General features: G+C 64.5%; 19 protein-coding genes. 12 read left to right on the forward strand and 7 right to left on the reverse strand.

The features are described 5' to 3' along the window. The first annotated feature begins 6 nt into the window (after window positions 1-6). The 4 genes from iolC (at window position 7) to iolB (ending at window position 5,609) form a co-directional block, all read left to right on the forward strand. Complete coding sequence (gene iolC / locus YUU_RS0121280) at window positions 7-1,917, forward strand: 5-dehydro-2-deoxygluconokinase (protein WP_027524225.1); 1,911 nt, start codon at window positions 7-9, stop codon at window positions 1,915-1,917. Beyond that, on the forward strand, window positions 1,914-3,749 hold the full coding sequence (iolD, locus tag YUU_RS0121285) for a 3D-(3,5/4)-trihydroxycyclohexane-1,2-dione acylhydrolase (decyclizing) (protein ID WP_027524226.1): 1,836 nt from the start codon (window positions 1,914-1,916) through the stop codon (window positions 3,747-3,749). The genes iolC and iolD overlap by 4 nt, the downstream gene beginning before the upstream one ends. A gap of 8 nt (window positions 3,750-3,757) precedes the next feature. Continuing rightward, window positions 3,758-4,651 (forward strand): myo-inosose-2 dehydratase, encoded by an 894-nt coding sequence (gene iolE, locus YUU_RS0121290; protein WP_027524227.1) that lies wholly within the window; start codon window positions 3,758-3,760, stop codon window positions 4,649-4,651. Window positions 4,652-4,802: 151 nt separating this feature from the next. Beyond that, window positions 4,803-5,609, forward strand: coding sequence for a 5-deoxy-glucuronate isomerase (gene iolB, locus YUU_RS0121295; RefSeq protein WP_027524228.1), 807 nt, complete (start codon window positions 4,803-4,805; stop codon window positions 5,607-5,609). Window positions 5,610-5,755: 146 nt separating this feature from the next. Here iolB and YUU_RS0121300 read toward each other — a convergent pair whose 3' ends face one another. Further along, window positions 5,756-7,210, reverse strand: a complete 1,455-nt coding sequence (locus YUU_RS0121300; protein ID WP_035662960.1) for a short-chain fatty acid transporter — start codon at window positions 7,208-7,210, stop codon at window positions 5,756-5,758. A 49-nt stretch (window positions 7,211-7,259) separates the two neighbouring features. Next, window positions 7,260-10,661 (reverse strand): molybdopterin-dependent oxidoreductase, encoded by a 3,402-nt coding sequence (locus YUU_RS0121305; protein ID WP_027524230.1) that lies wholly within the window; start codon window positions 10,659-10,661, stop codon window positions 7,260-7,262. A gap of 172 nt (window positions 10,662-10,833) precedes the next feature. On the opposite strand from YUU_RS0121305, the gene YUU_RS51305 reads away from it, so the two are divergent. Together YUU_RS51305 and YUU_RS58795 are read left to right on the forward strand one after the other, a co-directional pair. Beyond that, window positions 10,834-11,514 carry a GntR family transcriptional regulator gene (locus YUU_RS51305; protein WP_035662924.1) on the forward strand — a complete coding sequence of 227 codons (681 nt, stop codon included), beginning with the start codon at window positions 10,834-10,836 and terminating at the stop codon, window positions 11,512-11,514. A gap of 136 nt (window positions 11,515-11,650) precedes the next feature. Further along, window positions 11,651-11,791 carry a hypothetical protein gene (locus tag YUU_RS58795; RefSeq protein ID WP_156944427.1) on the forward strand — a complete coding sequence of 47 codons (141 nt, stop codon included), beginning with the start codon at window positions 11,651-11,653 and terminating at the stop codon, window positions 11,789-11,791. Between the two features lie 105 nt (window positions 11,792-11,896). On the opposite strand, the gene YUU_RS0121320 is transcribed toward YUU_RS58795, so the two are convergent. Further along, entirely contained in the window at window positions 11,897-12,949 is a 1,053-nt protein-coding gene (locus YUU_RS0121320; RefSeq protein ID WP_027524231.1) for a biotin-dependent carboxyltransferase family protein, read from the reverse strand. A gap of 8 nt (window positions 12,950-12,957) precedes the next feature. Then, on the reverse strand, window positions 12,958-13,707 hold the full coding sequence (pxpB, locus tag YUU_RS0121325) for a 5-oxoprolinase subunit PxpB (RefSeq protein WP_027524232.1): 750 nt from the start codon (window positions 13,705-13,707) through the stop codon (window positions 12,958-12,960). A gap of 145 nt (window positions 13,708-13,852) precedes the next feature. Between pxpB and YUU_RS0121330 the strand changes: the two genes are divergently transcribed. Then, a complete protein-coding gene (locus YUU_RS0121330; protein WP_027524233.1) occupies window positions 13,853-14,629 on the forward strand; it encodes a LamB/YcsF family protein in 777 nt (258 codons plus the stop codon). Window positions 14,630-14,736: 107 nt separating this feature from the next. Here the strand turns inward: YUU_RS0121330 and YUU_RS0121335 are convergent, their stop codons facing one another. Then, the gene (locus YUU_RS0121335) at window positions 14,737-14,994 is read right to left on the reverse strand and encodes a hypothetical protein (RefSeq protein ID WP_198031794.1); all 258 of its coding nucleotides are present in this window, start codon (window positions 14,992-14,994) and stop codon (window positions 14,737-14,739) included. A 348-nt stretch (window positions 14,995-15,342) separates the two neighbouring features. Here YUU_RS0121335 and YUU_RS0121340 point away from each other — a divergent pair, with 348 nt between their 5' ends. Beyond that, window positions 15,343-15,717: a hypothetical protein gene (locus YUU_RS0121340; protein WP_027524235.1), complete on the forward strand. Its 375-nt coding sequence runs from the start codon at window positions 15,343-15,345 to the stop codon at window positions 15,715-15,717. 12 nt (window positions 15,718-15,729) lie between these two features. Here the strand turns inward: YUU_RS0121340 and YUU_RS0121345 are convergent, their stop codons facing one another. Beyond that, window positions 15,730-17,001: a polysaccharide deacetylase family protein gene (locus tag YUU_RS0121345; RefSeq protein WP_027524236.1), complete on the reverse strand. Its 1,272-nt coding sequence runs from the start codon at window positions 16,999-17,001 to the stop codon at window positions 15,730-15,732. A gap of 182 nt (window positions 17,002-17,183) precedes the next feature. Then, the gene (locus tag YUU_RS0121350) at window positions 17,184-17,984 is read right to left on the reverse strand and encodes a polysaccharide deacetylase family protein (RefSeq protein ID WP_051389828.1); all 801 of its coding nucleotides are present in this window, start codon (window positions 17,982-17,984) and stop codon (window positions 17,184-17,186) included. Between the two features lie 82 nt (window positions 17,985-18,066). Between YUU_RS0121350 and mgtE the strand changes: the two genes are divergently transcribed. From mgtE to YUU_RS58800, 4 genes are all read left to right on the forward strand, one after another. Further along, window positions 18,067-19,488 carry a magnesium transporter gene (mgtE, locus tag YUU_RS0121355; protein WP_027524238.1) on the forward strand — a complete coding sequence of 474 codons (1,422 nt, stop codon included), beginning with the start codon at window positions 18,067-18,069 and terminating at the stop codon, window positions 19,486-19,488. Between the two features lie 223 nt (window positions 19,489-19,711). Further along, window positions 19,712-20,008, forward strand: a complete 297-nt coding sequence (locus tag YUU_RS0121360; protein WP_027524239.1) for a DNA-binding transcriptional regulator — start codon at window positions 19,712-19,714, stop codon at window positions 20,006-20,008. 94 nt (window positions 20,009-20,102) lie between these two features. Continuing rightward, complete coding sequence (locus YUU_RS0121365) at window positions 20,103-20,921, forward strand: aldo/keto reductase (RefSeq protein WP_027524240.1); 819 nt, start codon at window positions 20,103-20,105, stop codon at window positions 20,919-20,921. Window positions 20,922-20,970: 49 nt separating this feature from the next. Further along, window positions 20,971-21,834 carry a hypothetical protein gene (locus YUU_RS58800; protein ID WP_027524241.1) on the forward strand — a complete coding sequence of 288 codons (864 nt, stop codon included), beginning with the start codon at window positions 20,971-20,973 and terminating at the stop codon, window positions 21,832-21,834. Window positions 21,835-21,965 lie beyond the last annotated feature (131 nt).

Below are 21,965 nucleotides of genomic sequence, written 5' to 3' on the forward strand. Positions count from 1 at the left end.
TGGCCGATGAAGAAACTCGACGTCATCACGATCGGAAGGTCTTCGGTCGATCTCTACGGCGCGCAGGTGGGCGGCCGGCTCGAGGACATGGGATCGTTCAACAAGTATATCGGCGGCTCTCCGACCAATATCGCCTGCGGGGCGGCGCGGCTCGGGCTGAAGTCCGGGCTGATCACCCGCGTCGGCGACGAGCACATGGGCCGGTTCATCCGCGAGCAGCTCCAGCGGGAGGGCGTCGACGTACAGGGGGTCAAGACTGACCCTGCGCGTCTGACCGCTCTGGTGCTGCTCGGCATCCGCGGCGAGGACCAGTTCCCGCTGATCTTCTATCGCGAGAACTGTGCCGACATGGCACTCTCCGAGGACGACATCGAGGAAACCTTCATCGCCGATGCTCGCGCCGTCGTGGCGACCGGCACGCATTTGTCGAACCCGCGCACCGAAGCCGCCGTGCTCAAAGCGCTGCGGCTCGCCCGCGCCCACGGCGCCTGCACCGCGCTCGACATCGACTATCGCCCGAACCTCTGGGGCCTCGCCGGCCATGGCGCAGGTGAAAGCCGCTTCATCGAAAGTGCTGCGGTCACGAAGAAGCTCCAGGGCACGCTCCATCTCTTCGACCTGATCGTCGGCACGGAGGAGGAGTTTCACATCGCTGGCGGTTCGATCGACACGGTCGTGGCCCTCCGGGCGGTCCGCGCGCTGACCCCGGCGACGCTCGTCTGCAAACGCGGTGCGAAGGGTGCAGTCGCCTTCGCTGCCGCCATCCCCGACAATCTCGACGACGGCGAGATGGGCCCGGGATTTCCGATTGAAGTCTTCAACGTGCTCGGCGCCGGCGACGGCTTCTTCGCCGGGCTCCTGCGCGGCTGGCTCGACGACGCGAGCTGGCCGAAGGCGCTCGAATACGCCAACGCCTGCGGCGCCTTCGCGGTCAGCCGCCACGGCTGCACGCCGGCCTATCCGTCCTGGGAGGAGCTCCAGTTCTTCCTGAAGCGCGGCATCAAGGTGAAGGCGCTGCGCCACGACACCGAGCTCGAACAGATCCACTGGGCCACCAACCGGTCGGGCGACTGGTCGGAATGCCGGGTGTTCGCCTTCGACCACCGTTCGCAGCTCGAGCAGATGGACGGCTACACGCTCGCCAGGGGTGGCGCGTTCAAGGAGCTATGCCTTGAGGCCGCGCTCGAGGTGCAGGGCGGGAAGCCCGGCTACGGCATCCTTTGCGACAACCGCATCGGTCGGCGCGCGCTCCACGCCGCCTCCGGTTCGGGCCTCTGGATCGGCAGGCCCTGCGAACGGCCAGGCTCGCGGCCGCTCTCCTTCGAGCCGGAACTGGGGTCAGACTGTGGGGCCCTCGGTGAGTGGGCGCGCGAAAACGTCGTGAAGGTGCTCTGCTTCTGCCATCCGGACGACGACTCGGCGACGCGCGCCGCGCAGGAGGAGAGCGTCAAGCGCCTGTTTGAGGCATCACGGCGCAACAATCTCGAATTTTTGCTGGAGATCGTGGCCTCGAAGGTCGGGGCGGTCGACGATGAGACGATGGCGACGCTGATCCGGCAGTTCTACGCCGCCGGAATCTATCCCGACTGGTGGAAGCTCGAACCGCTGGCAAGCGCTGCCGCCTGGGATGCCGCCTGCAAGGCGATCGAAGAGCACGACCGCTATACCCGCGGCATCGTCGTGCTCGGTCTCGATGCGCCTGACGCCGAACTCGCCGCGAGCTTCCGCGTCGCCGCCGGCTTCCCGCTAGTAAAAGGCTTTGCGGTCGGGCGCACCATTTTTGGCGAGGTGGCGCGGGCGTGGTTCAAGGGTGAGACGTCCGACGAGGCGGCGGTCGCCGAGATGGCACGGCGCTACCGCCGGCTCTGCGAGATCTGGGACGAGGCGCGCGCGACGGCGCGGGAGAAGGCGGCATGACCAAGACGATCCGACTGACCGCTGCGCAGGCCATGGTGCGCTGGCTCTCGGTGCAGATGACCGAAGAAGGCGGACGCTTCATCGAGGGTGTCTGGGCGATCTTCGGTCACGGCAACGTGGCCGGTCTCGGCGAGGCGCTGCACGGCATCGGCACGGCGTTGCCGACCTGGCGGGGCCAGAACGAGCAGACGATGGCGCATACGGCGATCGCCTATGCCAAGACCATGAAGCGTCGTAGGGCAATGGCGGTGACCTCGTCGATCGGCCCCGGCGCCACCAACATGGTGACGGCGGCGGCGCTCGCGCATGTCAACCGCCTGCCGGTGCTGCTCATCCCCGGCGACGTGTTCGCCAACCGTCGCCCGGATCCGGTGTTGCAACAGGTCGAAGATTTCGACGACGGCACGGTCTCGGCCAACGACGCCTTCCGGCCGGTGGTGCGCTACTTCGATCGCATCACGCGGCCCGAACAGTTGTTGACCGCGCTGCCGCGCGCGCTCGCCGTGATGACCGATCCGGCCAATTGCGGCCCGGTGTGTCTGGCCTTCTGCCAGGACGTTCAGGCCGAGGCCTGCGATTATCCGGAGAGCTTCTTCGAGCCCAAGGTCTGGCGCATCCGCCGGCCGCTGGCTGACCCGCGCGAGGTCGAGGAGGTCGCGAGCCTGATCCGCGCGGCCAGGAAGCCGGTGCTGATCTCGGGCGGCGGTGTGATCTATGCCGGCGCCGAAGCGACGCTCGCCGCTTTTGCCAGGAAGCATAACATCGCCTTCCTCGAGACCCAGGCCGGCAAGGGGGCGAACGCCTGGACCGATCCTCTGAACTTCGGCTCGCCCGGCGTGACGGGTTCGGAATGCGGCAACGCGCTCGCGTCCGAGGCAGATCTCGTCGTTGGCGTCGGCACGCGTTTCCAGGATTTCACGACCGGCAGCTGGGCCCTGTTCAAGAACGGCGCCCGCAAGCTCGTCTCGATCAATCTGCATGGCTACGACGCCACCAAGCACGGCGCGATCGGTGTGGTCGGCGATGCCAAAGTAACGCTCGAACAGCTCTCGGCCCTGCTAGGCGACCACAAAGCGCAAGCCCCGGATGCTGCTTCGCGCGCCGCCTGGCACGCCAAAGTGAAGGCTGTTACCGGCGCGCCGGAGGGGATGGCCAACGTGCTGCCGACTGACGCGCAGGTGATCGGCGCGGTGCAGCGGGTCGCGACCGATAAGACGGTCGTCATGTGCGCCGCCGGCACCATGCCGGGCGCGCTGCAGGTTCTGTGGCGGGCGGCCGCGGGTGGCTACCACATGGAATACGGCTATTCCTGCATGGGCTACGAGGTCGCCGGCGCGCTCGGCATCGCGCTCGCTGCGCCGGATAAGGAGGTCATCTGCTTCGTCGGCGACGGCTCCTACATGATGGCGAATTCCGAACTTGCCACCGCCGTCATGCGCCGCGTGCCCTTCACGATCGTTCTGACCGACAATCGGGGCTACGGCTGCATCAACCGTCTGCAGATCGAGACCGGCGGCGCGGAGTTCAACAATCTCTACAAGGACTGCGCCGTCGAGGGCGGGCCGGAGATCGACTTCGTCGCCCATGCCCGCTCCATGGGCGCCCACGCCGAGAAGGCGACGAGCATCGCCGATCTCGAGGCCCGCATCGTCGCCGCGCGCGGCCGGACCAAGCCGACCGTCATCCTGATCGACACCGATCCCGTGCCGGGCACCGGCGCCGGCGGTCACTGGTGGGACGTCGCGGTGCCCGAAGCCGGCGGTCCAGAGCGTCTGGAGCACGCGCGAGAACGCTACGCAGTCAATTCACAATTTCAACGCACTTTCGATTGAGGCCTCTCATGATCCTGTACGGTACCAACCCCATCGCCTGGTCGAACGACGACGACTGGAGCATCGGCGACCATCTCTCGCTCGAAGACTGCCTCGGAGACTGCCGGACGATCGGGTTTGACGGCATCGAAAAGGGCCACAAGATGCCCGATGATGGCCGGGCGCTCAAAGCGAAGCTCGCCGAATACGGCCTGCGTTTTGCCGCCGGCTGGCATTCGACCAATATTCTCGTGAACGATATCGACACCGAGAAGAGGAACCTTCAGAGCTTCATCGACATGGTGAGGGCTGCCGGTGGAGATCATGTCAACGCGTGCGAGTGCTCGAACACGGTGCATGGCAATGACGGTGAAGCGGTCAACAACCGTCCGATCATGACCGATGAACAATGGGATCGCTTTTCGAAAGGATATGAGGAGCTTTCGAAATACGCCCACGATCAGGGCGTGAAGATGGGGTACCACCACCACATGGGCACCATCATCGAAAGCGGAGCCGACATCGACCGCTTCATGGAGATGGCCGGTCCCCATACCCGGCTGCTATTCGATACCGGCCACGCTTTCTTCGGAGGTGCCGATCCAACGGAGGTCGTGCGCAAATATATCGGCCGCATCACGCACATCCATTGCAAGAATATTCGCCCCCCGATCATGCGCGAGGTGCGTGAGAAAGGGTTGAGTTTCCTCGAGGGCGTGCGGCGCGGCGCGTTCACGGTGCCGGGCGATCCGGAAGGCTGCATCGACTTCGAGCCGGTGCTGACGACCGCCGCCCAACATGGCTATTCGGGCTGGATCGTCATCGAGGCCGAGCAGGACAGCCTCGTTCGCGAGCCACTGAAATATCAGGGCATGGGCTTGCGCTCGCTGAAGGAAATTGCCGCCCGCGTCGGGCTTGCGTAACTACTAAAGCGCGATGAGATTGGGATGAACCGTCATCGCGCTTTAGATTATTGTTTGAGCATGATCTTTTCGGAAAACCGCTTCACACTTTTCCGGATCATGCTCTAGCGGTTGTCATGCCGCCGACCGTGCGGCACGTCGGGAGAGACACATGGCGGAATTGCTACGCAAGCCCTTTGGCACACACGGCAAGGTGCACGAGATCACGCCGCAATCGGCGGGCTGGCGCTATGTCGGCTTCTCGCTCTACCGGCTGCGTCCGGGCGAGCGTGCCGCGGAAACGACGGGAGATCGCGAGGTCGTCCTGGTCATGGTCGAGGGCAAGGCCTCCGTGACTGGCGGTGGGCAGGATTGGGGCAGTTTCGGCGAGCGCATGAACGTCTTTGAAAAGACGCCGCCACATTGCGTCTACTTGCCGAACGGTGCGGCCTGGGAGGCGACCGCGGAAACCGAGTGCACGATCGCCGTGTGTTCGGCCCCTGGCAAGGGGCTGCACGCGGCACGCCGGATCGACCCGCAGGGGATCCGTCTGACCGAGCGCGGCAAGGGGACGAATACGCGCTACATCAACAATATCGCGATGGAGAACGAGGACTATTGCGACAGCTTGCTAGTCACGGAGGTCTTCACCCCCGCGGGCCACTGGTCCAGTTACCCCTCACATCGCCACGACGAGGACGATTTCCCGCGCATCACTTATCTCGAGGAGACGTATTATCACCGCATCAATCCATCCGTCGGCTTCGGCATTCAGCGTGTCTACACGGACGATTTGCAGCTCGACGTGACGATGGCCGTGCATGACGGCGACGTGGTTCTGGTTCCGCGCGGGCACCATCCCTGCGGCGCGCCCTATGGCTTCGAGATGTACTATCTCAACGTCATGGCCGGCCCCTTGCGCAAATGGCGCTTCGTGCCGAGTCCGGCGGTCGAATGGATCATGAAACGCGACGCCTGAGATGAGGACGCCTCGTCGTCCGGAGCGCAGACCCGAAACCGGGGCAATTCTGGCGGTACAGATGGCGGCGAGGGAGCGGACATGAGCGACCGGGATGTCGGGTCGGAGAGATCCCGACATCCCGCATTGTCAGGTTCGACGATCGATCACGGCAGAATTGGTGCGTGGTACGTGAAAGTCGTCATCAGGATCGCAGCCAAGATCATGACGATCGGGAAGTGCACGAAGAATTGCACGGAGGTGTAGCCAACCAGGTCTTTCGACTTCAACCCGAGCACGCCAAGCAGTGGCAGCATCCAGAATGGGTTGATAAAGTTCGGCAGCGTCTCGGCGATGTTGTAGACCATGGTAGTCCAGCCCAGATGAGCTCCGATTTCGTTGGCCGCCTTCATGATGTAGGGCGCCTCGATGATCCATTTGCCGCCGGCCGACGGGATGAAGAAACCGAGCACCGCGGAATAGATTCCGATCAGGAAGGAGAAAACGGTCGAGTTGACCGAGACGCTTGCGAACCAGTGAGCGACGGTATCGGAAAGCGTCAGACCGCTGCCGTTCGGGACCTTGGTCAGCATGTGGGCGATTCCGGCATAGAAGGGGAACTGCAACAGCAGGCCCGAGATGCTCGGCGTCCCCTTGGAAAATGCCTCGAGAAGGCTGCGAGGACGCCAGTGCAGGAGAATGCCAAGCACCAGAAACACGAAATTATAGGTGTTTAGGCCCGACAGGGTGATCAGCGGATTGCCGGATTGAAAGGTCTGCCAGAGCCAGCCTGATGCCAGCGCCACGATCAGAATGGTCAGAACGGGGCTGAACTCGAGAAAGTCACCCGGCCGTGCCGGCTTCTTTGGCTCGATCCGGTCGTCGCCGAGAGATACGCCGAGATCCTCTGCGGTTCTGGTCAGCGCCTCAGTTGGCGCCGTCAGGTAACAGATCGCCGCGGACAGTGCGGTCACGACGATGATCGTCACCAGGTTTTGCCATGTCAGGATCGTCTCGGCGAAACCGATGACACCGGTGATCGGCAGCAGCGAACTCGGAATGCTTGCCGCGTTCGCCTGAAGCTGCGCGACCGAAGAGGTGATGCCGAGCGTGAAGCCGCAGCCCAGACCCAGATAGCCTGCCGCACCAGCTGCGCGATAATCGAGCTTGATGTCCTTGCGTCGGGCGATTTCGCGCACCAAGAGGCCCGAGAAGATCAGGCTCAGACTCCAGTTCAGAAGTGACAGAAGGATGCTGAGCACGCCGACGAAAACCACGGCGCCGCGTGCGCTGGAGGGGACGCCGGCCAGCCATCGCATCAACGCTGAGACAGGCGGGGACATCGCAACCACGTAGCCTCCGACGGCGGCCAGAGCCAGCTGCATGGTGAAAGGAATGAGATTCCAGAAGCCGTCGCCGAAGGCGCGGCTGACCGCAAGCGGTGAGCCACCATGCGCGATCGTACCGAGTGCGACCGCGACAACGGCGATCAGCACAAACACGTAAGCATCGGGAAACCAGCGCTCGGCAAAGCTCACCATGTACTGCGAGAATCTTGCAAGCGGGTTGGCTTGCGTTGGTCCTTTGTCCAGGAAGATGGCTTTATCTGTCGTGTCGGTCATTGCGGCCCCCATAGTCGCGTTGATGTTGCGTCTGTTTCGTCATTGCCGATCAAAGTGCGAGCGTGAGTTCCGAGAGCGGAACGGATTGACAGGTCAGGCACTGATCGGTCGCGCTGTGATCGCCGTCGAGCCGTGCGACGTTGCCGTCGACGACGCGCATGAGGCAGCTCTCGCACTGGCCGACCCGGCAGCCGCTGGGTAACGACAGACCGGCCGCCTGGGCCGCATCGAGAAGCGTTCCGAGCTCGGGCGTCCAAGTGAAGCTTCTGTCACCGTCCGCGATGTGGACGGTCTGCGGCTTCAGCGTCCGCGGCACATTCGGGGGTGACGCGAAAGCTTCTGTGAATATGTCGAAGCTGGGGACGCCCCGCTCGATCAGCCGGGTCGCCATTGATGTCGTGAAGTCCGGCGAGCCGCAGAGATAGGTGAGGGGGCTTAGCGGCAGCAACGGATCGATCGCCGACAGGTCCAGCCGGCCCGCGTAATCGTAATCCGCGGGGCATCGATCTTGCGCGCGCGGGGCCGAATACGCCGTCACGAGCTCGAGCTCCGGCAAGAGGTCTGCGAGCTCCCGCAACCGCCGGGCGAAGGCATGCTCGCCGCCATTGCGGCAGCCATGGAGCAGCAGGACCCGGGCGACGCGTTCAGCTGGCCGCTGTCTCGCCAGCGCCTCCAGGTGACTGATAAAGGGCGTGATGCCGATTCCGGCAGCAAGAAAAATCAGGGGCCGGCGTCCTTGCAGCGGTGGAGTGAAAATGCCCTTGGGCGATTCGATCTGAACTTCATCTCCGACCGCCAGACGATGGATGCGATCGGAAATGTGAACCGCTTGGCCGGCAAATCCGGAATCGTCGGACCGGCGCTTCTTGACCGCGATCGACAGCACATTTCGGTCGTCGTGGCCGGTCAACGAATAGGCGCGCGCAGCATCGAATCCCGGCAGGCTCAGCAGCACGTGTTGTCCCGGGCGAAACGCAGGAATCGCACCGCCATCGCGCGGCGCAAGCTCCAGCGCGACGACATCGTCGGCCTCGCGGCGAATGGCGGCGACCGCGAAGCCGCGCTTGCCGGTCCAGTGACCGCGGCTCGCAGCCTCGTCCTTGCGGATGTCGCAACTTGTGGCGCGCAGCGGCACCGAACCGCTGACCGGATCGCGTGTCGCGTCACTCAAGGCATCGTTGATATTCGAGGTCGGCGATCCGGCTGCCTGAATTGCGGCGCGTCCTAGTGGCGGACAATCCTCCCACCAGCCGAACTCGGCGACAGTGACGCGGTCGTCGAGCGCTTCGTTTAGCCGTACGCGCAGCCGGACTTCGCCGGCTGAGGTTGTGACGATCACCCAGTCACCGTCCGTGAGGCCACGTCCCGCTGCGAGCGTTGGGCTGATTTCGAGCGCCGGATCGGGCGTCTTCTTGCGAAGGGAAGCGACGTGACGATGTGAAGTATGGACGAACCAGCCGCTCTTGGCCGTCGTGAGCACCAGCGGAAAGCGGCTGTCGGCGCGCTCAGCGAGCGGACTTTCGGCAGGCTCGATATGGCCCGGCAACGGCGCGTAGCCGTGCTCGAGCATCAACTCCGAATAGATCTCGACGCGGCGGGTGGCGGTGGCAAAGCCCGCAACCGTGCCATCCTGTTGCGGCAGCGCGTATTTCTCGTGACGAAGGAGTTGAGGGAAACGCAGGCCCTCGGGATGGCGGCGCAACTCTTCGACGGTAACACCGAGTGGTGCGAGCTGATAATTCCAGCCGGCCTGGATATCGCCGCCGAAAAACTCATCGGCCAGGCCGAGCCTGACCGCAAGTTCGGCGACAATTTCATAGTCCGCCTTGCACGCGCCGAACCGCGGCAACATCTGCGGGCGGAACTGGATCGTTTCGACGGCCTCCTGCGTGATCTCGAAGCCGATCTTCAGGGCGTCTCGTTCCCACGGCATGTTTGCCGGCAGCACGATATCGGCGTTCTCGGCCGTCGGATTCATGAACATATCGACGTGGACGTGGAAGTCGAGCGCGCGCAGAGCTTCGCGATTACGCGAAGAGTGACCCTGCGACACCACGAAATTGGTGCCGAAGCTCATCAGCGCCTCGACCCGGTAGGGTTCGCCGGTCAGAACCGCGCGGCTGAAATCCCGTGCCGTGATCCAACCCCGGCTTGGCGGTCCGAGCGGGAATTCGCTGAGGCCGAGCGCCTTGGCCTGCTGCTCCGGCGGCAACAAGGTGTAGTCGTTGACGGTTCGCGTCGGGGGCGGTGCTGGCCAGACATTGCCGCCACCCCTGTCGCAGGCGCCAGTGAGTGCGTAAAGCGTTGCAATGGCTCGCTCAGTCATGGTCGCGTTGGTGTGCTGGCCGACGCCGGTCCAGGAATGATACGCGAGCCGCGGACAGCTCTCGAACAACTCGTAGAAGGCCGTGATCTTGCTCTCGTCGAGCCAGGTCAATTCGGCCACACGAGCGACCGTATAGGGAGCTGCCTCGGCAGTCAGCAGACTGAAGGCTGTCGCTGCAACGATCGTACGACCGTCCTGCGCGGTGAGCGTTACCCAAGCATCCAATTCGCAGCTGCCGGGATCGAACGCCGCAACGCGGGTATCGACGGCGCGCGCTCCGGACCTGTCCAGCGCAACGAAATTGTCGTTTGCTTGATCAGCCCAGAGTTCGCTCGCGCGAACGAAGCGATCCGTCTCGGTGTCGATCAGCAGCGGTCCGTTGGTCCACCGCGTCACGAAGTCCGCGTCGAACGATCTCGTCGTGATGAGGTGCCGGATCGCGCCCATCGCCAGCGCGCCGTCCGCGCCGGGACGAATACGCAACCAGATGTCGGCCTGTTGCCCGGATCCGTTCGGTTTGGGATCGACCACCGCGACGCGCGCGCCACGCCGCCTTGCATCGGCGACGCGTGTTGCCTGGGCAAGCCAGGTGCGGGCCGGATTGTGTCCCCATAGCACGATAGCGTCGGCGCGCTCATAATCGGGAACGCCGATGCCGCGCCCGAAAGTCAGGGCATGGGCAAAGTCCTTGTGCCAGCCGCAGATTTCGATCGCGTAGACCAGGTTTGGACTGCCGAAGCAGCGGATGAATCGCTCGACCCATTCGAAGCTGTCGACCATCGGCGTGCCGCTCGGCGTGGTGAGGGCGAAGGCCACCGCTTCGGCACCGGATGTCTTGCGGATATCGCCAAGCTTTTGGGCGATCTCGCCCAGCGCCTCGTCCCAGGAAATCTCGGTCCAGCCGGGATCGGCAGCATCCCGTGGCGCCGTCCGGCGAAGCGGTTTGGTCAGCCGGCGCGGACTGTGCACCATCTCGGGCGCGGCACGGCCTTTCGCACACAGCGCTCCGCCGGTCGGATGTCCGGACAACGGCTCGACACCGATCAGTCGCCCATTCTCGATCACCATGCTCGAGCCGCAGCGGGATCGGCAGAGCGTGCAATAGCCGGGTACGCGCTGCGCCATAGGGGAGGCCGCACCGTTCCAAAGGGTCAATAGTGGCGCATTACAGTAAAGCGCTACATAGTTTCATCTGCTGCATACCCTTCGTCAAGCCCATTTATTGTGCCGTAGCCAAACGCGACTATTGTGCCGCGGACGAGCCGGATGATTCCGGAGCCGACGAAGCGGGAATGAAATGGACCAGAATTTGCGGGAGCAGGTGCTGCAGCAGGTGCGCACGGAGATTATTTCCGGCCAGAGCATGCCGGGGTCGATGTATTCCGTGCCGACGCTTGCCGCGAGCCTTGGCGTGTCGACGACCCCGGTCCGGGAAGCACTGCTCGAACTGGCGCGCAGCGGGTTGATCGAGCCGATGCGTAACCGCGGCTTCAAGGTGGTCGAGCCGACCTTGACCGAGCTTCGCAATCTCTTTGATCTGCGCGAGGTGCTGGAGCTCCACGCAGCGACCATCGTCGCGCGCAAGAAGAAAAATCTCAAGGAGCTGGTTCGCTTTGCCGACGAGGTCGCCCGTGCGGTCAAGATGGAGGACATCAGGCTTTACCTCGAAGCCGATCGCACCTTTCACCAATTGCTGACGGCAGCCGCAGACAATGCGCGCCTGACCGAAATGGTGATGGGGCTCCGCGATCAGATGCGGCTTTACGGCATCAAGTCGCGTGCGGGTCTTGCCCGCCAGAACGAATCCGCCGCGGAGCACTATCAGATCATCGAGCTTGCGATGGCCGGCGAGGAAGACGCCCTCGCCGATCTGCTGCGGCGTCATATCAGGGCGTGGGAACCGATCTTCATCGAGGCCTTGTCGCGGATGGCGAACCCGCGCGAGCCAATCGTCGCCAGTCGCGGCCATGGCCGGTGATTGCCGGCCAAGATCAAAGCGCCCGAGCGGCCGCCTGCGCGCATGCGCGTGAACGCCGGCGGAGCATCACCTTCAGCAATGGGCTCGATGATCGCGAGGTGCTCGCGGCATCATCACGAACGCTGCGGCTATCGAAATGGCCGCCGAACCAATTTCGCGCCGGCAGCAGTTGTTGACGTTTCTGTCAGTTGAGTTCTTTGAGGCGGCGAGTCTGACGCGCTATCAGACGTTCGATATCGGCAATGAGTCGGTAAACGGTGTTACAGCGATCACGTAAACGCCGCTCGCAGTTTCGCTAAGCAAAGCCATGGATAGTTTCCCTTTGTCTTCAGGAGGCTGTTAGGCATGGGACGGTCAGTCGATCTCGCAACGGCAGACAGAACTAGGATGTCGCGACATCGGCTTGAACCCATTCGAGAGCAGAGATCACGCCGCTGATGAGGTTGCTGGCCAGGAGATGCTCACTTGTGAGATTGCTGCCGCCATGGACCTCGATCATTGAATCGCCCACACGATCGATCTGCCGTCGCATCTCACGCACGAGCTTCACGGCTTCGTCTTCCTCGATCGATTGAAAATGGACGCGCTCACCAGGGCGAAGCTGGGCCAGCCGGGGAAGATCTGCGGAGATGACGGTGGCGATCTTCGGATAGCCGCCGGTCGTCTGGCGATCGGCAAGCAGGATGATCGGCTGTCCGTTGCCGGGGATCTGGATACTGCCGAAGACGATGCCATCGGAGACGATCCCCACGGCGCTCGCATGGGCGACCCGGGGTCCTTCGAGCCGGCAACCCATGCGATCGGACAAGGGAGTGACAGCGTAGTCGGACCCGAGGAACGTTGCGATACCCTCGGCGCTGAAGGCGTCGTCCTGCGGGCCAAGGAGGACGCGGACAGGTCCATTGGGTCGGACGCGGTTGGTGGGGGACACCATGAGATGCGGCCTGCCCGGCAGGCCCGGGAGCGCCAGCGGCAGCAGGTCGCCCTTGCGCAGCGGACCGCCGTTCAGCCCACCGAGTTGGCTACGCGAATGCGTCGCCACGCTGCCGAGCATCGGCTTGATCTGGAAGCCGCCAGAGACGGCGAGAACGGCACGCGCGCCGTCCCGCGCCGCGCCGATCACGAGATGCTGGCCTGATTTCAAATCATGCGTCTCGTGGGAGGCAACCGGACGGCCATCGATCGCCATCGCAAAATCGGCGCCGGCAAGCGCGATGCGCGTGTCGCCATTGATGCAAGCGAGCACCGGTCCGGCCAGAGTGACTTCGAGCGCAGCAGTCCCGACGGTGTTGCCGACCAGCGCATTCGCGGTTGCAAGCGCAACGGGATCCATCGCCCCGGACTCGGAAATGCCGAACCGTTGCCAGCCGCGACGGCCGAGATCCTGAATTGTCGTGGCGAGACCGGGCTCGATCACTTCGAGATGTACAGACATCGCGCCGCTCACACCGTGTGCTCTTCTTTTTCGGCGATGATCTCGCCGGCTTCCGCGGCGCGTTCGAGTGCAGCACATTCGGCGCCGTCGATCGGACGAAAGCGAACGAGATCGCCGGCGCGAAACAAAAAGGGCTCGGCCTCGCGCCGCGGATCATAGGAGCGCACCGGCGTGCGTCCCAGCATGTGCCAGCCGCTCGGCGCGGGGAGCGGCGGAGAAATGGCGGCCTGCTGGCCTCCGACGGAGACGCTGCCTGGAGGCACGACCAGCCTCGGCTCGGGGCGCCGGTCGACGTGAAGGAAGGGGTCGAGCCCGCCGAGATAGGTCAGCCCGGGCATGAAGCCGATCATGTAGACGCGATATTCAGCCGCGCTGTGCCGCGCCACGATGTCGTCGGTCGTCGTATCGAGGCGCTGCGCGAGCCAGTCGAGATCCATCCCGTTGTCGCCGCCATAGGCGACGGGAACGGTCCAGCGACGACGAACCTGTCCCGCCGGCGGCGCCGGTGGCCACAGCGACATCACCCCGGTTTCGACGGCGCGTCGCGATAGCACCGTCGGATCGAAGCAGACCAGCAGCGTGCGGTAGGTCGGTACGATCTCCACGATACCGCGCAGTGCGCGCTCGGTCAGCGCGCGGTCGAGATCGACGACGCGCGCATTGACGTCCGCGTCGATGCCGTCTCCGACTTCGATCGTCAGTGCTGCGTCGCCGGACCGGCGGAAACGCGGCAGAGCGTAAAGAGCGTCGGTTGTCATGCTGGTTGATCGCTCGTCATGAGATTTATGGCCGCGCATCTACTCTTCGAAAAGTGACGCCGTTCCATGCAAGCAGCGCGCCGGATTCCTCGTGACCTGCGCCTCACGCCATGTCGATATCGCACACGCGCGAAACGAGGACGAGATGACTCTGATCGATATGAACTGCGACATGGGTGAGGGTTTTGGTGTCTATACGCTCGGCGATGACGCCGAGATGTTGCGAACCGTCACCTCCGCCAACATCGCCTGTGGCTTCCATGCCGGTGATCCCCTGGTGATGCATCGCACCTTGACGGAGGCGAAGGCCAACGGCGTGCAGGCCGGCGCGCATCCTGGCTTTCTCGATCTCTGGGGTTTTGGCCGCAGGCCCATTCAAGGCGAGCGCCCCGCTGACATCGAGAAGATCGTGCTCTATCAGGTGGGCGCACTGATGGCGTTGGCATCCGACGTGGGTCACGTCATCCGCCACGTCAAGACCCACGGCGCGCTCGGCAACATCGCCGCCGAGGACCGCGATCTCGCCGAAGCGGTGGCGCGGGCGATCCGCACCATCGACCGCAACCTGATCTTCGTGGTGATGCCCGGTCAGGAGACCGAGCGGGCAGGCGAGAAATTCGGCCTGCCGCTGGTGCGCGAGATCTATGCCGATCGCGCCTATGCCGACAACGGCAATCTGGTGTCGCGTCGTCTTGCGGGCGCCGTGATTCATGATGCGGAGGTCGCTTCCGAGCGCGTCATTCGCATGGTGGAGGATGGCGCCATCACCTGCCTGTCGGGAACGCGGCTGCCGACCCGGATTGACAGCGTCTGCGTCCACGGCGATACGCCGGGTGCGGTCGCAATGGCACAGCGCCTGCGCGAGCGCCTCGCCTCGGCCGGCATCACCCTTGCCCCGATGTCGAAGGTCATTGGCGCTTGATCCTCGTGCTGGTCGTCATCGCCTCACTCTAGGATCTCCGAGCGGCCAACCTTCCTTGTTTCCCGGTTTTCCGGAACGCGCGGGCCGGACGGGCCTTCGGGCTTCGCTCAGCCATATTCCTCGCCGATCCCGTATTCCTTGTAGATCTCGAGCGGATCGGTGTCGGGGAACAGGCGGCATTTGGCCTGGGCGAGGTGCAGGCTCACGGTCGCCGGCTCCTTGCCGTTGGCGAGCATCTTGCGGATGTCTTCCATATGGGCGCGCGGCTGGTGCTTTGGCGCGAGCTGCTCCAGCGCGACCAGCGCGGTTGCCAGCGCCTCGGTGAGCACCCATTCGTCGTGGCCCGTGATTCCCTTCTTCGGCATCGGCAGACCCCACATCGGCTGGCAAAGTCTGGTAGCAAGCGCAGTGTAACGCGACTTCCGCCGAATCTCCATTGAGCCGATGTGGCCGCCGCTGTCTACGCGCGGCGTCGCGGCAAGCCGCCTGGGCTCTCTTGCAATATGGCCAAGCGCAGCTAAAAGGCGCAGTCGCGCGCGTCCGGCCACCCGGTCGATTCCCGGCCTGCACCGCGCGGGCACTCTTAATCTTGGCTGCACAAAGTTGGCGTAGACCAGCACCCACAGCATTCCAGGCCGGCCGTTCCGGCTTGCGTGCAACATCTCCGCAATTCGCAACGTCGCACGATCGCGCCGCCCTTCGCTGGAGCCAGCATGGTCTTTCTAAGCTTCGTCTACCGCTTCGTGACCAACTTCGCGTTCCTGGCGATGGTCTATTTCAGCCTGAACTTCATGGAGAAGTATCCGAACCGCGCGATGCTCGCGATTCTCGTGCTGGTCTACACCGGCATGCGCGCGGCCTCGACGCTGCGCGCGTTCTATTTTTACCAGAAGATCGAGAAGCTGGAAGGCGAGACCCGGCGCCTGCAGGCGCCGATCAATGACGGCAGCGGCGGAACCAATGCGCGCAAGCAGATCGTGACCGACGTGGCGCGGCTGCGCCGCGACGGCGAGCTCAAGTCCTATATGGACCTGTTCTTCCTGGCGCTGATCGTGCTGCTCTGCGTCGCCGCCATCGTGCGGCAGTAGGCGACTTCCAGGCTACTGCGGCCGCTTCTTCAGGCTCGCGAGCTTGGTCGGGCGTGCCGCGCTTGCGTTGGCGTTTTGTGCCATGCGCTTGGCCGTGGCGCGTGCGGCCGGTGGGTGCTTGCCACCATGCGTTGCGACCGCCGCAGCCCGGCCGCGGCCCTTCGCATTTCTTGACGAGATCGCATCGGCCGCGTTGGTCCGCGCCAGCCGCGCGACATGACGCGACGCCGACGTGGACATCAGGACCTCGAGCGAGCCTTCCTTGATCTCGAAAAGGTCCCGGCTCGGAACGGCCAGGCTCTCCGCGCCGGCCTTCGCAACGCCCCAATGCGACGAGCCTGCCTGACGCGGCAGCTCGGCATTCAGATCCGACAGCAGCGGGGCCCGCAGCGTTTCGTTCCGCGTGAAGACGAAGCTCGGAATCTTCGGCCAGCGCACCACGGCGACGTTCTCGCTCGCCGGATGCAGCATCCATTCGACCGGCTCGGTCGGCGTTGCCGGCCGATCGGCAGTGGCGGGCACCACATGCACGATACGATAGCCGCGTGCCTTCAGATCGCGGATGATCTTGGGTAGCGCCGCGACGGTGCGCGGCTGGATGTCGTGCAGGAGCAGAATACCCTTGCCCTTGGCCTCCAGCCGCTGGATGGCAAGCTGATAGACGCGCTCGGGCGAGACGTGCCGCCAGTCGTCGGCCAGAAAATCGGCGCTCCAGAGCTGGATGCCGCGAGAGGCGAGCAGGTTCTCCACGCCCTCGGCGCGGAGCAGGCCGGGAATGCGGAAGAACGGCGCGAGCGCGGACGGATCGGTCATCGCCGCCGTAACCGAGGCGATGCCCGTATCGATCTCGGTCTGCGCCTTCTCGATCGGCATTTTCTCGAAGGTGAGCGGATGGTTTTGGCTGTGCGTGCCGACGGTATGGCCGGCGGCGACCAGCTTGCGCACGCCTTCGGGATTGGCCTGCGCCTGCGCCCCAATGGTGAAGAAGGTGGCCTTGATGCACTCATTGGCCAGGATCTGGAGCACCTGGTTCGAGTATTTCGGCAGCGGCCCGTCATCGAAGGTCAGGACCACCTCGTGATCCCGCAGCGGCAACGTTTCCCGGTACTGCATCGTGCCGATGCGTGGGTGCTCGCGCGGATCGACCACGATCGTGCGCGAGGTGCCGAGTGCGTCGGGATGGCCGGGACAGTCGGCCGCGAGCGCCGCGGCTGGGCCGGCGGTCAAAAATCCGAGGCAGACGATCCAGGACCGTGTCCGGCAGGAAACTCTACGACCGATCATTGCTCTTCGTTTGCCCTCGTACGCGATCCGCGACCGAACATCCACGCGATATCAGAACCTTGGTCGAAGCCCGGCCGAAACGGTTCAGGCCCGGGTCCCCATCCAATTTGCATGGCCTAGCATGAACGGAGGCTTAATTGCCCCGCGATCACCCCAATTTGGGCCGCCGTGACATTCCGGCATCAATGCGCATTGGCGCTCTTTTGCGTCACTGCCGGGACAATGTGAACGACGTGGTAGCCGTTGTCGTGCAGGTACCGCAGGAACGCGGGCATCATGGCCGCGGTTCGCGCCTGCGCGTCATGCAAGAGGATGATACCCTTCCTGGCGGCCTCGAGCCGCTCGGTGACCTTCTTCAATTCCTGCTCCGGGGTCATCTCTTCCCAGTCGCTGGCCCAAAGGTCTGCCCCGAACACGGCGATCCCGCGTGATTGCAGGAGATCGAGGGTTGCGGGCGTCGAGTCGAAATAGGGGAAACGGAAGAACGGGGTCGAGGGTGTGCGGGTCGCAATCCCGTGGAGCGCCTTCTCGTCGGCCTCGATCCCGCGATCGATGTCTTCTTTAGCGTGCTCGAAGGAGATCTTCGACGACATCGGATGCGACCAGCTGTGATGCGCCACCGTATGGCCTTCGGCAGCGATCCGTTTGACCAGTGCCGGAGATTCTGCCGACGACTGGCCGACCAGGAAGAAGGTGGCGCGCACGCACTCATGCGCGAGCGCCGCCAGCACCTTCTGCGTGTGCGGCGGCCGGGGTCCGTCGTCGAAGGTCAGCACGACCTCGTGATCGGCGAGCGGCAGGGTCTGCGGAAAGCTCTTCAGCCCGACCCGCGGATAGGTCTTGGCATCGACGCTGAGTACGCGCGCAGTGCCGAGCGCATCCTCGCGCGGGCAGTCGGCCGCGTCCGCCGCCGTGATGCCGGCAAGCACCGCCGTCGCGGCAGCGAGCAGCAGGGGCCATTGGTGCAGACGCATCTTTCTCATTGCGCTCGATGTTGCCTTGTGACTATTGCCTGAGCCCCAGCTCAAACCAATTGAACCATCCTGTCAAACGGCGAGGCGCGCCATGGACGAACATATGGACGTTGCCGCAACCGCCGAGGCCTCGGTCCTCGACCATGTTCCCATGCGCAACGAAGATGGCGAAATTCGTCACGAATTCGTCACGGAGATCGCGCGGGCCATCGAAGCCTCAGACAGCGCCCAGCTGCGGGCCATCGTCGCGGAACTGCACGAGGCCGATCTCGGCGACCTCATCGGGGCGCTGCAGCCGGACGACCGTGTCCGGCTGGTCGAGCTGACGGGGCGCGATTTCGACTTCTCGGCCCTGAACGAGGTCGACGAGGCCGTGCGCGAGGAGATCCTCGAGGAATTGCCGCCGGAGACGGTCGCCGAGGGTGTCCGCGAGCTCGAATCCGACGACGCCGTCGAGCTGCTCGAGACCCTCGACGAGGCGGATCAGGAGGAGATCCTGGAGAAGCTGCCGCTGCCCGAGCGCGTCGCGCTCGAGCGCAGCCTGCTTTATCCGGAAAACTCGGCCGGCAGGCGGATGCAGACCGAGTTCATCGCGGTGCCCCAGGATTTCACCGTGGGCCAGGCGATCGACTACATGCGCGAGACGCCCGACCTGCCGGACCGCTTCTACGAGATCTACGTCGTCGACAAGGAACAGCATTGGCAGGGCGCCGTTCCGCTCGACGTGCTCTTGCGCACCCGCCGCCCGGTGCCGCTCACCGACCTCTGCGACGAGGATCGCCGCCGTGTCTCCGTCCTGGAGGACCAGGAGGAGGTGGCGCGCATGTTCGGCAAGTACAATCTGGTTGCCGCTCCCGTCGTCGATACCCAGGATCGCCTGGTCGGCGTCGTCACCGTCGACGACGTCGTCGACGTCATCGAGGAGGAGGCGGACGAGGACCTGAAGGCGCTCGGCGGCGTCACCAGCGACGAAGAACTGTCCGACAGCGTGCTGACCATTGCGCGCGCCCGTTTCAACTGGCTCCTGGTCAATCTCGCCACCGCGTTCCTGGCGTCGTCCGTGCTCGGCCTGTTCGAGGGGCAGCTCGAGAAGATGGTGGCGCTCGCCGTGCTCGCGCCGATCGTGGCGAGCCAGGGCGGCAACGCCGCAACCCAGACCATGACGGTCGCGGTGCGGGCGCTCGCCACCCGCGAGCTCGGCTCCTCCAATGCCTGGCGCGTGGTGATGCGCGAGACCTTCGTCGGCCTCGTCAACGGCCTCGCCTTTGCGGTGATTACGGGCATTGCCGCTGTGGCCTGGTTCAAGATCCCCGGACTCGGCGTGGTCATCGGGCTTGCGATCATCTGCAACCTCGTCGCCGGCGCGCTCGGCGGCATTCTGATCCCGATGGGGCTCGAACGGGTGCGGGCCGATCCCGCGGTTGCCTCCGGCACCTTCGTCACGACGGTCACCGACGTCGTTGGCTTCTTCTCCTTCCTCGGCATTGCGACCTTGTGGTTCGGGCTGAAATAGGTCTCGTGTCCCGGGCGCGCTGCGGCGTGTAAGCGCTGCTGCGCAGAACCGGGACCCAGCGACACGGACCGCCCGTTGAGATGGGCCCAGGCTCTGCAGCGCGCCGCTGACGGGACGATGCTTCGCATCGCCAGGGAAGCGCTGCGCTGCGTCCGGGGCACGCGTGCCCCGCTATCGTTAATCCGAACTTAAGCCGGAGCGTGCATGATCACTCCACTTGGGGATGAACATGCGGTTGCGGCTGAAAGCGGACGGACGGATCGTCGAATTGCGGAACGGGCAGGAGCTTCCGCTGCAAGGCGCGGCTGCGCCGAGCGAAGTCGGCCCGCTTGAAGTGCGCGACCTGCGCCGCCGTGCCTGTCTCACCCAGATGGAGTTCGCCGCAAAGCTCGGCGTGCCCGTCGAGACCATCCGCAACTGGGAGCAGGGCAAGCGCGCGCCGCGTGGACCCGCACGGGCGCTGCTCGCGGTGATCGCACATGCGCCCGACACGGTCTTCCGGGCGCTCGCCAAAGCCTGACAACAAGGCCTGACGCCAATGCCGGCGGCCTCGGTTGGCAGCCGCGTACGTGGGGTCCATAATGCGACCGGGGCGGGCGAGGAGAGGATTCCTCATGCTGTTCGTCGAGGCCAATGATGCAAAGATTCCTGCGCTCGGGCTCGGGACCTGGGAGCTGAGCGGCCGGACCTGCGCGCGCGTGGTGGAGCAGGCGCTGCGGCTCGGCTACCGCCATGTCGACACGGCGCAGGTCTATGACAATGAGCGCGAGGTCGGCGACGCTGTTCGCGCCTCCGGCGTGCGCCGAGACGACGTCTTCATCACCACGAAGGTCTGGACCAATCATTTTGCCCCGAACGATCTCGAGCGCTCGGTCAAGGAGAGCCTGGTCAGGCTGCGCCTGCCGTCGGTCGATCTGTTGCTGCTGCACTGGCCCAACCCCCACGTGCCGCTGCGCGAGACGCTGGGCGCGCTGGCGCACGCCAGGCGGCTCGGGCTGACGCGGCATATCGGCGTCTCCAACTTCACGGTGGCGCTGATCGAAGAGGCGGTTGCTGCGTGTCCGGAGCCGCTGGTCTGCGACCAGGTCGAGTATCATCCGTATCTCGATCAGACCAAGGTGAGGGCGGCCTGCGACCAGCACGGCCTTGCGCTCGTCGCCTACAGTCCGATCGCCAAGGGCCGCATCAAGAGCGACGAGACGCTTGGCAGGATCGGCCGGGTCCATCGCAAGACGGCCGCGCAAATCTGCCTGCGCTGGCTGGTGCAGCAGAACGTCGTTGCAATTCCGTGTACTTCCCGCGTCGAACGTCTCTCGGAAAACATCGAGATCTTCGACTTCGAATTGTCAGACGATGAGATGAGCCAGATTGCCGCGCTCGCCCATCCCAAGGGCCGGTTGACCGATTTCGGCTTCGCGCCGAAATGGGATTGAGGCGCCACGTCCATATGCTAGGAGCGTGGGTAGCAACCGAAGTTGGGCCATGGATTGGCGGCGGATCATACGGACGGACATTGCGGCGTCGGCCGTCGTGCACGGGACGCTGGTGGCGCTGATCGTCCTGATCAGCGAGGTGCATCCGTTCCATGCCCCGCCGAGCGACACGATCGCCGTGGACATCGTCACGCCGGAGGAACTGAAGCAGAAGGAGCCGGAGCCGACGCCGTCGCCGCAACTTCAGCTGCCCGAGCTGGCCGCGAAGGACAAGGCGGAGGCGCCCGCGCCGCCACCGCCTCCACAAACAGCACAGCAGCCATCGCCGCAGCCGGCGCCGCAGGCCTCGCCGCGGCCGCAGCCTTCACCGCAGCCATCGCCTCCCAAGCGCGAGGCCAAAGCCCAACCGCAACCGCAACCGCAGCCGCAGCCTCAGCCACAGCCGCAACCTGCGCCGCAGGCCCCGAGCTACACGCCGCCGGAGCCCGACGTCACCCTCAAATACGGCGTGATGCTGGGCTTGCCCGCGGAGCTGCCGCCTTTGTCGAAAGACGCTCCCAAGGAAAACGAGAGCGGCGGTGCCACGACCACTGAGGCGGCCAAGCTTCCGGCCAATATCATCGCCGAGTTCCGCCGTCACTTGCGAAGCTGCGCCAAGCTGCCGGACACGATCGCGCCGTCCGACAACATCCACATCAAGATGCGCACCTTCATGACGACCGACGGCCAGCTCGCCACCGTTCCCGCACTGATCGAGGCCAGCGCATCGCCCGCCAAGGGCCTTGCCCTGATGGAGGCCGCCAAGGCCGCGCTACAGGCCTGCCAGCCCTACACCATGCTGCCGGCCGACAAATACGAGGAGTGGAAGGTGCTGGATCTCACCTTCACACCAAGGGACTTTGGGGCGCCGTAGGTTCCGTCGTGGCGTGCGAAGCGACGCGATCGGAGCTTGAGACTTTTGTCCCGATCGCAGATCCGATTTCATATTTCTCGAAATCAACCCCATGCAAAGTAGGATTAGCCCGATGCGTCGACGCGCAACAC

Source organism: Bradyrhizobium sp. Ec3.3 (genome assembly GCF_000472925.1).
Classification (GTDB): domain Bacteria; phylum Pseudomonadota; class Alphaproteobacteria; order Rhizobiales; family Xanthobacteraceae; genus Bradyrhizobium.

What these genes read in the sequence shown, in the direction of transcription:
- YUU_RS0121340 (WP_027524235.1), top strand. Translation starts at nt 15,343, where the DNA reads ATGGTCTTTCTAAGCTTCGTCTACCGCTTCGTGACCAACTTCGCGTTC.
- iolC (WP_027524225.1), top strand. Translation starts at nt 7, where the DNA reads ATGAAGAAACTCGACGTCATCACGATCGGAAGGTCTTCGGTCGATCTC.
- YUU_RS0121335 (WP_198031794.1), bottom strand. Translation starts at nt 14,994, where the DNA reads ATGCCGAAGAAGGGAATCACGGGCCACGACGAATGGGTGCTCACCGAG.
- mgtE (WP_027524238.1), top strand. Translation starts at nt 18,067, where the DNA reads ATGGACGAACATATGGACGTTGCCGCAACCGCCGAGGCCTCGGTCCTC.
- YUU_RS0121345 (WP_027524236.1), bottom strand. Translation starts at nt 17,001, where the DNA reads ATGATCGGTCGTAGAGTTTCCTGCCGGACACGGTCCTGGATCGTCTGC.
- YUU_RS0121330 (WP_027524233.1), top strand. Translation starts at nt 13,853, where the DNA reads ATGACTCTGATCGATATGAACTGCGACATGGGTGAGGGTTTTGGTGTC.
- pxpB (WP_027524232.1), bottom strand. Translation starts at nt 13,707, where the DNA reads ATGACAACCGACGCTCTTTACGCTCTGCCGCGTTTCCGCCGGTCCGGC.
- YUU_RS0121305 (WP_027524230.1), bottom strand. Translation starts at nt 10,661, where the DNA reads ATGGCGCAGCGCGTACCCGGCTATTGCACGCTCTGCCGATCCCGCTGC.
- YUU_RS51305 (WP_035662924.1), top strand. Translation starts at nt 10,834, where the DNA reads ATGGACCAGAATTTGCGGGAGCAGGTGCTGCAGCAGGTGCGCACGGAG.
- YUU_RS0121350 (WP_051389828.1), bottom strand. Translation starts at nt 17,984, where the DNA reads ATGAGAAAGATGCGTCTGCACCAATGGCCCCTGCTGCTCGCTGCCGCG.
- YUU_RS0121320 (WP_027524231.1), bottom strand. Translation starts at nt 12,949, where the DNA reads ATGTCTGTACATCTCGAAGTGATCGAGCCCGGTCTCGCCACGACAATT.
- YUU_RS0121365 (WP_027524240.1), top strand. Translation starts at nt 20,103, where the DNA reads ATGCTGTTCGTCGAGGCCAATGATGCAAAGATTCCTGCGCTCGGGCTC.
- YUU_RS58800 (WP_027524241.1), top strand. Translation starts at nt 20,971, where the DNA reads ATGGATTGGCGGCGGATCATACGGACGGACATTGCGGCGTCGGCCGTC.
- iolD (WP_027524226.1), top strand. Translation starts at nt 1,914, where the DNA reads ATGACCAAGACGATCCGACTGACCGCTGCGCAGGCCATGGTGCGCTGG.
- iolB (WP_027524228.1), top strand. Translation starts at nt 4,803, where the DNA reads ATGGCGGAATTGCTACGCAAGCCCTTTGGCACACACGGCAAGGTGCAC.
- YUU_RS0121300 (WP_035662960.1), bottom strand. Translation starts at nt 7,210, where the DNA reads ATGACCGACACGACAGATAAAGCCATCTTCCTGGACAAAGGACCAACG.
- YUU_RS0121360 (WP_027524239.1), top strand. Translation starts at nt 19,712, where the DNA reads ATGAACATGCGGTTGCGGCTGAAAGCGGACGGACGGATCGTCGAATTG.
- iolE (WP_027524227.1), top strand. Translation starts at nt 3,758, where the DNA reads ATGATCCTGTACGGTACCAACCCCATCGCCTGGTCGAACGACGACGAC.
- YUU_RS58795 (WP_156944427.1), top strand. Translation starts at nt 11,651, where the DNA reads ATGGCCGCCGAACCAATTTCGCGCCGGCAGCAGTTGTTGACGTTTCTG.